13 protein-coding genes are annotated in these 12,246 nt (G+C 39.9%); 3 read left to right on the top strand and 10 right to left on the bottom strand.

Going from position 1 to position 12,246, the window contains the following annotated elements; genetic code table 11:
• Window positions 1-98: 98 nt before the first annotated feature.
• A complete protein-coding gene (locus ACJROX_RS18190) occupies window positions 99-1,007 on the top strand; it encodes a hydroxymethylglutaryl-CoA lyase (RefSeq protein ID WP_408006619.1) in 909 nt (302 codons plus the stop codon).
• A 297-nt stretch (window positions 1,008-1,304) separates the two neighbouring features.
• On the opposite strand, the gene ACJROX_RS18195 is transcribed toward ACJROX_RS18190, so the two are convergent.
• From ACJROX_RS18195 to ACJROX_RS18205, 3 genes are read right to left on the bottom strand one after another with little or no spacing between them, the layout of a single operon-like run.
• A complete protein-coding gene (locus ACJROX_RS18195; RefSeq protein WP_408006620.1) occupies window positions 1,305-2,390 on the bottom strand; it encodes an NAD(P)/FAD-dependent oxidoreductase in 1,086 nt (361 codons plus the stop codon).
• A gap of 9 nt (window positions 2,391-2,399) precedes the next feature.
• Window positions 2,400-3,062, bottom strand: coding sequence for a haloacid dehalogenase type II (locus ACJROX_RS18200; RefSeq protein WP_408006621.1), 663 nt, complete (start codon window positions 3,060-3,062; stop codon window positions 2,400-2,402).
• 10 nt (window positions 3,063-3,072) lie between these two features.
• On the bottom strand, window positions 3,073-3,732 hold the full coding sequence (locus ACJROX_RS18205; RefSeq protein ID WP_408006622.1) for a TVP38/TMEM64 family protein: 660 nt from the start codon (window positions 3,730-3,732) through the stop codon (window positions 3,073-3,075).
• Between the two features lie 343 nt (window positions 3,733-4,075).
• On the opposite strand from ACJROX_RS18205, the gene ACJROX_RS18210 reads away from it, so the two are divergent.
• Window positions 4,076-4,303, top strand: coding sequence for a hypothetical protein (locus tag ACJROX_RS18210; RefSeq protein ID WP_408006623.1), 228 nt, complete (start codon window positions 4,076-4,078; stop codon window positions 4,301-4,303).
• Window positions 4,304-4,548: 245 nt separating this feature from the next.
• Here ACJROX_RS18210 and ACJROX_RS18215 read toward each other — a convergent pair whose 3' ends face one another.
• The 6 genes from ACJROX_RS18215 to ACJROX_RS18240 all read right to left on the bottom strand — a co-directional run bounded on the left by ACJROX_RS18215 (window position 4,549) and on the right by ACJROX_RS18240 (window position 10,152).
• Window positions 4,549-4,635: a putative holin-like toxin gene (locus ACJROX_RS18215; RefSeq protein ID WP_408011699.1), complete on the bottom strand. Its 87-nt coding sequence runs from the start codon at window positions 4,633-4,635 to the stop codon at window positions 4,549-4,551.
• A gap of 336 nt (window positions 4,636-4,971) precedes the next feature.
• Entirely contained in the window at window positions 4,972-5,502 is a 531-nt protein-coding gene (locus ACJROX_RS18220; protein ID WP_408006624.1) for an RNA polymerase sigma factor, read from the bottom strand.
• Between the two features lie 14 nt (window positions 5,503-5,516).
• Entirely contained in the window at window positions 5,517-7,499 is a 1,983-nt protein-coding gene (locus ACJROX_RS18225; protein ID WP_408006625.1) for a DUF6449 domain-containing protein, read from the bottom strand.
• On the bottom strand, window positions 7,474-8,373 hold the full coding sequence (locus ACJROX_RS18230) for an ABC transporter ATP-binding protein (protein ID WP_408006626.1): 900 nt from the start codon (window positions 8,371-8,373) through the stop codon (window positions 7,474-7,476). Before ACJROX_RS18230 ends, ACJROX_RS18225 begins: the two co-directional genes overlap by 26 nt.
• The gene (locus tag ACJROX_RS18235) at window positions 8,357-8,755 is read right to left on the bottom strand and encodes a GntR family transcriptional regulator (RefSeq protein WP_408006627.1); all 399 of its coding nucleotides are present in this window, start codon (window positions 8,753-8,755) and stop codon (window positions 8,357-8,359) included. Before ACJROX_RS18235 ends, ACJROX_RS18230 begins: the two co-directional genes overlap by 17 nt.
• Before the next feature lie 194 nt (window positions 8,756-8,949).
• Window positions 8,950-10,152, bottom strand: a complete 1,203-nt coding sequence (locus ACJROX_RS18240; RefSeq protein ID WP_408006628.1) for a cation:proton antiporter — start codon at window positions 10,150-10,152, stop codon at window positions 8,950-8,952.
• A gap of 153 nt (window positions 10,153-10,305) precedes the next feature.
• On the opposite strand from ACJROX_RS18240, the gene ACJROX_RS18245 reads away from it, so the two are divergent.
• Window positions 10,306-11,160 carry a dimethylarginine dimethylaminohydrolase family protein gene (locus ACJROX_RS18245; RefSeq protein WP_408006629.1) on the top strand — a complete coding sequence of 285 codons (855 nt, stop codon included), beginning with the start codon at window positions 10,306-10,308 and terminating at the stop codon, window positions 11,158-11,160.
• Window positions 11,161-11,192: 32 nt separating this feature from the next.
• On the opposite strand, the gene ACJROX_RS18250 is transcribed toward ACJROX_RS18245, so the two are convergent.
• Window positions 11,193-12,137 (bottom strand): VanW family protein, encoded by a 945-nt coding sequence (locus ACJROX_RS18250; protein ID WP_408006630.1) that lies wholly within the window; start codon window positions 12,135-12,137, stop codon window positions 11,193-11,195.
• Window positions 12,138-12,246: the final 109 nt, after the last annotated feature.

Here is a 12,246-nt window from a genome sequence, read left to right on the forward strand (position 1 = left end):
CGATGAAATTCGATGTTTATCATACGTTGATTAATTAAACGATCATTATTAAAGCGCTTACATCGATTGTTAAAATCGTTGGATTATGGGAGGTTATTATGAACTTACCTGGGAAAGTCACAATCATTGAAGTTGGTCCAAGGGATGGTTTACAAAATGAGAAGAATCAGGTCCCTACAGAGTCAAAAATTTCGTTTATAAAAGAGCTGAAAAACGCCGGAATAACAGAAATGGAATTGACATCATTCGTGTCCCCGAAATGGGTCCCCCAAATGAGTGATGCAAAAGAAATCATTGACGCTTGCCTCGACAAAAAACGGAACTTTGTCCTTACACCGAACCGGAAAGGAATTGAACGACTTTACGAAACTGATGGAAAGGACGTCGCTGTCTTCGTAGGTGTCAGTTCTGCTTTCAATAAGAAGAACATCAACAAGACAACAGAGGAGAGCATGGCTGAGTTGAGACCGATCCTCGCTGAGTTAAAACAAAAAGGGTACTTTGTACGTGCATGTATTTCCACATCCTTCTACTGCCCTTATGATGGGAAGGTCGATCCCAAAGCGGTCGTTGCCCTATGCACTCAATTTACAGACTTTGGTGTCGATGAACTAAGTGTGGCTGATACAATCGGAATGGCAAGCCCTCTCGAAAGCTACCAATTATTCAATGAATTGAATACCCGATTAGGAGACAGAGTCCTGCTTACGGCACACTTCCATGACACCCGCGGGATGGCTCTAGCAAATATCTATGCCTGCCTGCAAGCTGGGATTACTAGATTTGATACATCGGCTGGTGGATTGGGAGGTTGCCCATTCGCCCCTGGTGCTACAGGGAATGTCGCCACTGAAGATGTCGTTTTTATGCTACATCAGATGGGGATTGAGACTGGTATTGACCTAAAGGCGCTCCACAAAGCGATTCAAGGCATTTCCGAACATGTTTCAAGGAAAATTGAAACCAAGTATTATAATTTAGTAGAGCAAACGCCCTCCTGCACATAATCCTATGAAAAAACTAGGCCAGTCCAAGCCTTGGGAAACGCCTGAGCATTAGCTGTCCTAATATTGATTAAAGAAGAAATGTGGCCCCCATACTGAGTGAGGCCACATTTTTTATTATTATATCCTTGAGGTTTATTGTTAGTGGACAAATATTCCGTTATTTGGGTAAAAATAAACTGATTTTGTATGATTTTGCTCTGGTGTCCACTAATCATTTATCCGTAATATCACTTCTTTTTCAGTTCTTTCAAAATTTCGATCGCCCATTTCACACCATTAAATCCAACTTTCCAAGTGTCATCGAAAAGAAGCAACGAACCGGCAGTCGATTTTATTTTTCAGTTTCCAGGCGAGTTTTCCAGTCGTCGAAAAAGAGCCAAATTTCAATAACGCTTTCTGATGACCAACAGAAACGATCGACAATGGTCGTTTTTGTGGTTCAAAATGGTACCCCTCACCTGACCCCAGGTATCCTTTAAGGTTATCAGCCAACACTTCTCCTTGCTTTTCTGCCATAGTCCCATTTCTAGGAAGGTTTGGATGATTCCTGATGGTCACACCATTTCCCGCTCCAAATATAAAAGGAAATTCTTTGACTTGAAGAGTATCTTCAACAAGTAAATACCCCTGATCATCTGTTGGAAGCTTAGAACTAGTGTATATTTTCGGTGCTTCCGGGCCTGTCATCCAGAAAAGGCAATCATAAGAAATTGTCCGTTTATCTGTTATAATGGATCGTTCACCAACTTCGACGACCTTTTCATTTTCTTGGACTTGGACGCCAGCGTTTCGCAACATAGCTTTTAATCTCTGTGATTCTTGATTCCCGTTCCCTTCGCAGCTATTTTTTGAACTGATTAAAATGACTTCTTCATCATCTCCATGTGTTTGTTTCCACGCCTGGAACGCAAAGCTTATTTCAATGCTCGGCGCTCCCCTACCCACTATTACGACTGTTCCATTTTTACTCTCATGGTTTTGAAAACGTTCGATTTGATGCTTTCGATCATAGCGGACGATATTCTCTTGTTCTGGAAGAATTTCAATTTCCTTCTCTCGTGTATCGATATCTAAAGATAAGCAATCGAAAGATAAAATATCCCCTTTTTCAGTAAGGACCATTTTCTGTTTCACATCAATAGACAGTGCGGCCCCTTGAATTAATCTAATTCCAGCCTTCTCTGTAAGATCAGCTAAATCGATCTGAAGATCCTCCAACTGATAGATCCCTTCTACAAAACCAGAAAACATATCAGAGTAATGATATGTATAAGCAGGATTAAGCAATGTGACCTCACAATCTGATAAAGGGTTAGTTTTCAGTTTTCTCAATAAAGAAAGGTGGGCTTTGCCAACACCGATCAATAAAAGTTTTTTTGACATAAAATCTCCTTAATCCAATAATCCCGTCAGATCACCTATAATGTGGTCAGGTTGTATTCCAAACTCATCCATGACATCTCCAGAGCGGTTGACCCAGACCACTTTAAAACCGAATGTTTTTGCCCCAGCTATGTCCCACGTATTTGAGGATAAAAACAGCACTTCATGCCTCTCAACACCAAGATGCTCTAATGCGTAAAGATATGAAGATGGTTGTGGTTTGAATTGCCTGATTCCATTCACAGAAATCAAATAGTCAAAGTGGGTCTGCAGACTATAGTGTTCAATCAGAGGATGTAGCATATCCTCTGAACCATTTGAAAACACAGCCAGTTGATGCCCTTTTAGTTTTTCAAGGACCCCTTCCGCTTCTCCATAGGGTTTTAATTTCAAATAAGACCCTAGTAACGCTTCCTCAATCGTTCCAGTCAGTTCCACATTTTCACTTTTACAAGCAAATCTTAACGCATCCTTAGTGATCGACCAAAAAGGACGATAATTTCCCATCAAACCTCTCAGGAAAGAGTACTCAAGCTGTTTCTTCCTCCATACCTCACTTATTGACTTTCCTTTTTCGGGAAAATGCTTTTTACACTCGTCTATTACTGAATGCACATCAAATAGAGTTCCATAAACGTCAAACATGATTGCTTTTGTATTTTGAATAATCATTCCTCACCTCTCACTCTTGATCAAGTCTTACAGCTAAAATGGAGGACAGCTTTTTTCTGAATATGATCGGCAGCGCTGTCAAAACCACTAGGCAAACGATAGAAAAGATAATCAGTTCATTTCCTCCAGTATACGTACTGTTACCGATGCCACAATAAATAAGTGCACCTGGCACCAATCCAAGTAAGGTTGCAAAAAAATAATGAGAGAAACGGATATTCGATACAGCGCTAAGATATGTAACCAATTCGAAATGTAAAAATGGGAGCAGACGCAGGATCAATAAAATGATAAACCCTTTTTTATCGATTTGTCGGCGTAGAGTGTCATATTTCTCAGAAGATGGTATCCTTCCAAACGTGATTCCTAATTTCCGTATCGCAAGAAATGATATGGTCGCTCCTAAACACGCACCAATGATGGTCAAAAGAACACCGTACCAGAAACCGAATGCTAGTCCGCCCACAATCGCTAACAATGAAGCCGGAAACAATACAAGTGGCCGCACAGTAAACATGATAAGATAAATACCAGGTGCTATCCAACCAAAAGACATCACCCAATTTCGTATTTTCAACGGCGGGATTTCTAAAAAAGTCTGGTTCAGCCATATGAAAAATCCAATTACGATAACTGATATCATAATCTTGCGTACCCATTTTTTGTCCATTTTTCAGCCCTCTTTTTGTAGAATCCTGCTCCGCTGAATTTACTTCAATCATAAAAAACCTTTCCCTTTAATTATGTCCCCTGAAACGTATATGTTATCACTCATCTAAAACAAACAAATAACGCCTAACTCGATAACGAATAAGGCGCACGTTCCCATCTATTTTAAGTATAGCCTACATTTTTAATAAAAAATAGACTTCAATTTACATTTAATTCCTTTTAAGATTATACCTGCTTTATTATTGGGGGGTGGGTTAATTTTATGTACCTTACTCTTCATTATTGGACATTTTCCATATACAACAATCATTCTTTTATTTCCATTTTTGTTTGGATTCCTCATGACGTTAATCGTCACCATGCTTCAGATTCTCCTTCAAGAAAAAGTAAAAGACAGACTCTTGGGCAGAGTGTTTGCAAGCTGGGGGTTCATCGCAATTTTAGGAGGAGGTTTAGGTGCCTTCAATGTAGGTTTGATAAAAGTTAGCTGTGGGATGCAAAAAGGAACAATGATACTTGCCTTTATTACAATTCTGTCTTTTTTAACTTCTTCAATTTCAATCCCCTAATTCACTTATAAAAAAGCAGAAAATTTTGATTCACAAAACTTAGAAATGGCCATATATATCTTTATTGAGCTTATTTAAGGTTACGATTGTGTGAAACTGTGGTATTCTAATGATAGGACAACATATACTAATAAAAACCGCAGGTGCTGCAACACCTGCGGATAGATAGTGCAATAGATTTCCCTCAAAGGGGAAGGCTATTGAAATGGATAACCACCCTGTTCAGGTTCCAACCTCTAGGGTGGTTATTTCCTTTTATCAGGAAAAGACAACAACGTAACGACGAACAGTCCGAATGTGATCATCAGACTAATTGCTTCGAACGCTGTCAATAGCTACACCCCCTTCCTACACTGCTTGAAACAGTTGCAGGGGACAAGCCTTCCACCCTCGATTATCCTCTATTGCACTCATACTATTATACCATGGTTCCATCATTTCCCTCATCGTCAATTTGAGCTAAATTACGCCTGAAAATTTTAAAATGTTTTATGTTCCACCCCCACAGGCAAATTGAAAAACCCGAACCTTATTACCACAACCCCCTTAAAAGTTATTATGGAAGGACACTTCGGATGTAGCATCCCCTGCATTCAAAGTGTCCTTTTTGTTTTCTTTTAAAAAAAGCGCCCCTTCTGGAGGAGCGCCCGCTTGAATCATACACTGATTTACTTATTAAGTTCGGCCTTGATCTGTTGTCTTGCACGGTATAATCTCGATTTGACAGTTCCGATCGGCAATTGGAGCCTCTCAGAAATCTCTTCCTCTTTCAAGCCGTCTTCGTATTTGAGAAGAAACGCCTCCCGCAAGGCTGGTTTAAGCTGTTCAACTTCCTGTTCGATTTCTTTTTCCATCCATAATCGCTCTACGATCTGTTCTACAGCATTCTTTTCCTGAACATGTTCATTTATAGTGTAGACGACGTCTTCGACCAGGATCGTACCGGATCTTTTTTCTTTCCGAATTAAATCTATCGCTGTCCTTGACGCAATTGTTGAGAGCCAAGAACCGATTTTTTCAATATCCAATATCGAATCGATCTTCTTGAAAGCTTTAATGAATGTTTCCTGTACGATATCTTCCGCCAAGTATTTGTCGTGGGTAATCATGACTGCAACCTTGAACACTTTATGCCAAAACATTTCATATATGAGAGTCAAATCAATTTCTTGTCTCTGTACCTGGATTTGGGCTTCCATTCTTTCACCTCACCTTACTCAAAATACTCTTTCACAAAATCAGGGACATTACTTTCATGGAAACTGTGTAATTCATCTATTTTAGACTTATAATGAAACACAATGAAATATTGATTACTCGGATCACCCCATGTAGATTTTTCAATACTTTCTTGGATTTTTTCTGTTGAGGTAATTTTCAAAGCATCATCAGAATTTAGGATCTGCTTGCTGACACCTTTTTCATTGCCATTGAAATCAATTTCCTTTGATGGCACGATCACTGTATATTCGACTTCTTCGGGTGTAACCCTGGCATTGTCGAGTTCACCTTCGTCTTCCAGCCATTTTTCAAACTGATCATACGTCCATTTGAATTCCATATGGACTTGGTTCTCTTTGTTCCCAGAAAGGTGAATCATGATTTGGGAAGTTAAACTGCCATGCTCCTCAAATCCTGTGAATTGCTCGTTTTTGACATCCTCTTTTAAGGCTTTCAATGCTTCCGATATTTTTTCGGGTTCATGGATGATCGTTTCTCCATCTCTTGAATTTATTGTAATCCTTGTCACATCTTCGTTGCTGACTTTGAAGATCCGATTCGCCTTTTCTTTGTATTCTTGGGCTTCATACACTGGTTTTAAATATTTCACAATTTCTTCTGTTTCTTTAATTCGATATTCTCGGATAACTTTTTCTCCGTTTTCCAATTCATAAGCGATGAAAATATTTCTTGTTTGATAATGGTAAGGAATGAACATATCTTTCTGCTCAATCAAGTATTGATGGAGCCTCTGTATTGCCTGGATGTTTTCCTTATCCGTCAAAACGGCATTTGAATAGTCCGGAGAATGGACCGAAAGCTCTTCCTCCTGATATTTAAAAGCATGTCTTCCAATAAACACTTGATCGATGTTTTCCAGCTCAGGTATTTTATTTTCATAACCTGTGACATCAAACTGTAAAAAGAGGATGGAAATCGCAATGAGACCTGCATACACAAACAGCCCTTTTAAATGAGCTAAAACACGCCAAGTCTTTTGCAGAAGCATCTCAGCAATCAAGTATCCGACAACAGCACCGAGTACATAGCCGACGATCAACCAGCTGAAGGCATGCTGGGTTTCACTGAAGTAAACACCGCCTAACAGCATCGTACAGAAGGTTACACCGTATTTGAAAATCGGTTTAAGCGGTTTGAATACAAAGGCCTGTGAAACTCCCTCAAGATTCCTTCTCTTATAAACTTGCATTCCAGCAAAGTAAAGGATAGCCGAAATGATGAGATAAATAATGATTTCGAGAGCATTTAGTAGCTCATCATTACGTTTGCTTAAAGAATCTGCGAATGCCGAAATGGGTGAAAACCTTATGATTTGATTACTCATGTAATAGTCCGTTGAAAATCCATACAGGAAATATGTCATATTCATAAAAAGTAAACCTGTGATACCTAACGGGAACAAGATAAGAATGTAGGCCAATACTCCTTGAACAGCTGATAATCCAGTCACTGTACCGACGAATATGCCAGTCGTGAAAATCAAAAGAGTGATAACTAAGGTATAGCCCATCCATTGAAAAACATCTAACATTGAATAGTAGTCTTGAAAATCCATTACACCTTGCATGGCCAACAAAACCAGTCCTGTTACAACAACCGGCAGAACAAGATATAGTACCCCCATACCCACATAGATGTTATAAAGGTCTGTTCTCTTAATCGGTAGACTATGCATGAAGTCCGATGCATTTTTCACATGTAAGAACCGGAATAAAAAGATAGCAAGTAAGACCGGTATTAGAAGATTCAACACGAGCTGAATTTCGCTGCTGTACGCAAATACATTTTCATAGTGGTTATAATAGTTGTGCTGATTTTCACTGCTCCAAATCATCAAAATCCGCATCGGCACAGCCAACAAGAGACCTGTAAGATAGATGAGCGCTACCCACCCTACACTACGGAAGCTTTGGATCATCATCTCTTTATTAAACCAGGACGTTTTTGATCGCATAGCCGACATCCCCCATTTCATATATGAAGATTTCCTCTAGTGTAAGCGGTAGAAGATCGAATACGACCGGATTGTATTTCTCGAAATGGTTCGAAACTACATCTGCCTGGCCCCTTACGATGCAGAGCTGGACACTTCCACGTTCCTCTTTATAAAGGAATTGGACCCCATCGAACATCTCTTCTGGAGTTTTTCCTTTAAAGGCTATTTGGATCTTCTGGGTATCGGATTTTAAATCGTCGAGTTCTTTTTCAAGCAAAAGCTTTCCTTTATGTAGTATCCCGACGTGGTCACAGATGTCTTCAATCTCCCTTAAGTTATGGGAAGAAATAAGGACTGTCATTTCACGTTCTGCGACATCCTGCAAAATCAGATTTTTCACCTTTTTCCGCATTACTGGATCAAGCCCGTCAATCGGTTCATCCAATACCAGCAAATCCGGCATTGTAGACATCGATAACCAGAACGCCACCTGCCGCTGCATCCCTTTTGAAAATTTATGGATTTTCTTATCCAATCCAATATCGAATACTTCCCTCAATTGTTGAAAACGTTCCTCGCTCCAGTTCGAGTAGATGCTTTTATAAAAGTTCGCCATCTGTTGGATGGTGTATTGCGAAAAGAAATACAATGTATCCGGGATGAAAATCATCCTGTCTTTCATTTTCGTATTTTCAAAAATCGGCTCTTTATTGATCGTTACATTTCCTTCATCTTCACGTAATATGCCTGCCACGATACGTAATAACGTCGTCTTCCCTGCACCATTCGATCCGAGCAAACCATAAATCGATCCCTTATTGACCGTAAAGGAAACGTTTGATAAGGCATCAATATCATCTAACCTTTTTGCTACATTATGAACTTGAATCATCTTGTTCCCCTCCCCCAATCGATTTCTCTATGTCTGAAATATACGCTTGCAGCTCTTCTGCTGTCATACCAAGATAAAGAGCTTCCGATACAAGCTTTTTGAAATCGGATTTCACCTTTTCCAGCTTTTCGGTGTTTATGGCATGTTTTGTCTCACTAACGAAGCTTCCTTTTCCTTTGATTGAATAGATGTAGCCTTGTGACTCCAGTTCCCGGTACGCTTTTTGAATCGTGTTCGGATTAATCGTCAACTGCTGTGCCAGCACTCTTACAGACGGAAGCTGCTCATCTGTTTTCATCACTTCATTGATGATAAGTACCTTGAACCTTTCGACCAATTGCTCGTAAATCGGTTTACGGCTTCGAACATCGAGATCAAACATCGACACCCTCCCATCTGCAACAAACTGTACTAAGTGTATTATCTGTACTAACTGTATTATTATTATTAGTACAGTTGTCATTATATACGAATTTTTCCATGTTGGAAAGAAAAAATTTACATAAAATGATGTAGAACAAATAAAAAAACCGCCTCGAAATGAGTGCGGCTTTGTGAAAGGTAGTTATAATCTGCTTATTTTGATTGATCAGTCAGCAGTTTTTTTGATAAAGGATATACGCCTATGCTTTGTACAATCAATGATATGAGGACCACCGCAAATGTAAGGGAAATGATGAACTCTGCATTCTGGTCTGCTTTTGATTGAAGGCTCAACAGTAAAAACACAGACATGGATCCTTTCAGTCCAGCCCAGCTAAGCAGCAGTGATTCTTTTCCGGTGATCTTTTTCCGCCAAAAGGGGAAGATTCTAGTCGCCCCTGTGATTATGATAAATCTCACAACTAATGAGATGACAAAAATGAGGAAAGCTAGGCCCCAGAACTCAAACGAGAATAGATAGTTCGCAGATGTGATTCCGATAAGCAAAAATAACAACGATAAAATGGAAATTTTAATCACGCCCCAAAAGCCGTCCAAAGACTCTCGAAAATGCTCCCCTTTTAGCGTGCGATCAAATTCATACGAAAGCGTTATCCCGGCGAAAACGGTAGCCAATACTCCTGAAAAGCCAAAATGTTCGGCAATATTAAAGATACCGTATGCAAGAATGATGCTAAGCATCACCTGGTATTCTTTATGGTGGGTAACATGGACAGCTTTGCTGAACAGCCATCCGAACACCAAACCGACAACAACACCACCAAAGGAGACAATCAAAAATTCACTCAAAAAACCCGCAATTGAAAAAGACTTATCTTTCAGGAAAACCCCTGAAATTACGGAGAATATCACAATACTTGTCCCATCATTTATCATCGATTCACCTTCAAGGACATCAGCCATCATCTCGTCTCCTGAAGATTTTTGGAGAACAGAGACGACAGAAACAGGATCTGTCGGTGTCAATATGGAAGCTGCCAAGATAGCACCAAGAAATGAGAGCGATCCTCCTATTCCGCTGACAACATAAATCAATGTCCCTAAAAGAAGTACAGTGAGCAAAATACCGATTGTAGCTAGAAAGCTGATGATTCCCCCATTTCTTTTCAATGCCGAAAAGGGAAAACGATAGGCCGCAGTAAACAAAAGTCCAGGTAAAAAGATATGGTAGATCGTATCTTCTGAAACTTGGATGGAAGAAAAATACGGAATGAAAAAAAGCCCGATGCCCAGAAGTATCAAAACCGTCGGGACAGGAAAACCTTCTTTCTTTTTATCAATTGTAAAGACGAAATAGCCTATGAATAAGAGAATGATGTATGGTGCAATAGACATTTCTTTTCCTCCTATCCATTTTTGTTTTAGTTGGTCAAGTATCTGTTAATACTATTCCTAGGTAGTTTGATAGTTAAACCACATTTCATTTAAGGAGACTAAAGAGTCGGTCGCTCTGTCCCGCAAAAAAATACAGCTTAAGGAGCCATTGGTATGGAAGCGCATCCTCGAAAGAGTCATAAAACGTATTGCAATAGTGAGTATGGAATATTGAAAAGGGTCATTCTGTGTGAACCTCATTACATGAGGATCCGTGATATCATCAATGAAACTCAAAAAAGGTTCAAGGAGGAAGGCATACATATCGATCTTGCTGTCGAACAACATAACCAATTTATCAAAACTTTACAAAACCATGGGGTGGAGGTAATCCTACTCCCTTATCATGAAAAATTCCCTGAACAAGTGTTTACACGGGATATCGGCTTTACATTGGGTCAGACCCTTTTTGTTTCTACGATGGGAAGTGATATAAGAAGAGGGGAAGAAAATGTTGTCAAGCAATGGCTTGATGATGAGGAACTGCCTTATTTCAAAATCGGGGAAGACAAAATCGAGGGCGGAGACGTCATCATTGACCGGGATACCATTTATATAGGTTTAAGTTACCGTACAGCTCAAAAAGCAGTCGATCATTTAAAGAGCGTTTTGACCCAATACGATGTGATTGCCATTCCATTTACAGAAAAATATCTGCATCTCGATTGTGTCTTTAATGTTATTTCCCCTGATGTGGCTTTGATTTTTCCACCTGCCCTGAATAAAAGAGAGATCGACTTTTTCACTTCTCGTTATGAATTGATAGAAGTGACCGGTGAAGAACAATTTACACTCGGGACGAATGTGTTAGCGATCGGAAATAAAAAAATTTTAAGCCTTCCGGTCAACAAAAAAGTAAACAAAAAGCTGCGTGAGAAAGGTTTCGAGGTAATAGAAGTGGATATATCTGAAATCATCAAATCTGGAGGATCTTTCCGTTGCTGCACTCTTCCATTATTGCGTGGCTGAATTCAAAAAGACGCTGATATCAGCGTCTTTTTTCACTGTTCGTTTTGTGGATTGAAAATATGGATTTCTTCTTTGAAATGGATTTCTTCCGGGAGAGCAGTCGAAGCTTTCGGTACTTTCCGCGGCTCATAATTGATCACTTCAGATGAATAAAGTTTTACGACCATGCTTCCACCATATCGTTTAGCGCGTATCAGAATCGGTTGGTTGTATTTGTTCTGAAAGCGGAAATCGGGTCCATACCAGCTTACGGTCGCATCACGTCCAGATGGTACATAGGGAACCCGTTTACTATGCGAATACCGTTCCACGATTGTTAGTCCTGCCCGGTCAACCGCATTGAACAAGGTTGAAGAAACCTGGCAAATCCCTCCTCCTATCCCCTCGGACAATTCACCCCTGACAATAATAGGAGCCCGCATATAACCCTTTGCTTTTGTCCGCTTCCCGACAACTTTGTTGAATGAGAAAGTCTCACCAGGATAGATGACGTGATTATCAATCGCTTCTGCGGCAAGAGTTATATTGTGCGAACGGCTTTCATTTTTGGAATTGAAGTAGGTTACGTATTGACCGATCTGATGAACACGGATATGTGCAAGCAATTCACTATCGACTTTCGGGTAGATGTCCATTTCCGGCACTTCTATTTTCGATGGCCCATCCCCATAGAAATAAGCATTGAACTGCTCCCTGAACATTTGCCGATCAAGCCTGTAACCAACCTCACCAGGAATGATTTGCCCAAGATCATCAAGCTTTGCATTTACAGGAGCACGGTAAATCTGTTGATCAAGTTTTTGGATAAATAGGTTGTATTTTTCTATATCGAGCATCGGAGTATCGGGAATGTGCATGGAAAAGTCTTCCCGATTAACGACTGCAATAGTCTCTTCTTGCTGCGTCACCGTTAAACTGTCAGGTTGCTCGATAGGCTGAGCAAACATAAAAAGGGCAGCCATCCAAATATGTAGCATCGTACATTACCTCCCTGCCTTAGTATGGACTTGATGCTCTCCTTTAATGTAACTGTTCTTCCCTTTTGAACAACTAAATTCAAGACAATTCAACCAATAAATTTTGACA

The sequence above is a fragment of the Pseudalkalibacillus sp. A8 genome, assembly GCF_045920555.1.
Classification (GTDB): Bacteria; Bacillota; Bacilli; order Bacillales; family Fictibacillaceae; genus Pseudalkalibacillus.

Bases quoted from the DNA above. Each gene is read 5' to 3' on its own strand.
- ACJROX_RS18220 (WP_408006624.1), bottom strand. From the start codon at position 5,502: ATGGAAGCCCAAATCCAGGTACAGAGACAAGAAATTGATTTGACTCTC.
- ACJROX_RS18195 (WP_408006620.1), bottom strand. From the start codon at position 2,390: ATGTCAAAAAAACTTTTATTGATCGGTGTTGGCAAAGCCCACCTTTCT.
- ACJROX_RS18205 (WP_408006622.1), bottom strand. From the start codon at position 3,732: ATGGACAAAAAATGGGTACGCAAGATTATGATATCAGTTATCGTAATT.
- ACJROX_RS18225 (WP_408006625.1), bottom strand. From the start codon at position 7,499: ATGCGATCAAAAACGTCCTGGTTTAATAAAGAGATGATGATCCAAAGC.
- ACJROX_RS18210 (WP_408006623.1), top strand. From the start codon at position 4,076: ATGACGTTAATCGTCACCATGCTTCAGATTCTCCTTCAAGAAAAAGTA.
- ACJROX_RS18250 (WP_408006630.1), bottom strand. From the start codon at position 12,137: ATGCTACATATTTGGATGGCTGCCCTTTTTATGTTTGCTCAGCCTATC.
- ACJROX_RS18235 (WP_408006627.1), bottom strand. From the start codon at position 8,755: ATGTTTGATCTCGATGTTCGAAGCCGTAAACCGATTTACGAGCAATTG.
- ACJROX_RS18230 (WP_408006626.1), bottom strand. From the start codon at position 8,373: ATGATTCAAGTTCATAATGTAGCAAAAAGGTTAGATGATATTGATGCC.
- ACJROX_RS18200 (WP_408006621.1), bottom strand. From the start codon at position 3,062: ATGATTATTCAAAATACAAAAGCAATCATGTTTGACGTTTATGGAACT.
- ACJROX_RS18190 (WP_408006619.1), top strand. From the start codon at position 99: ATGAACTTACCTGGGAAAGTCACAATCATTGAAGTTGGTCCAAGGGAT.
- ACJROX_RS18240 (WP_408006628.1), bottom strand. From the start codon at position 10,152: ATGTCTATTGCACCATACATCATTCTCTTATTCATAGGCTATTTCGTC.
- ACJROX_RS18245 (WP_408006629.1), top strand. From the start codon at position 10,306: ATGGAAGCGCATCCTCGAAAGAGTCATAAAACGTATTGCAATAGTGAG.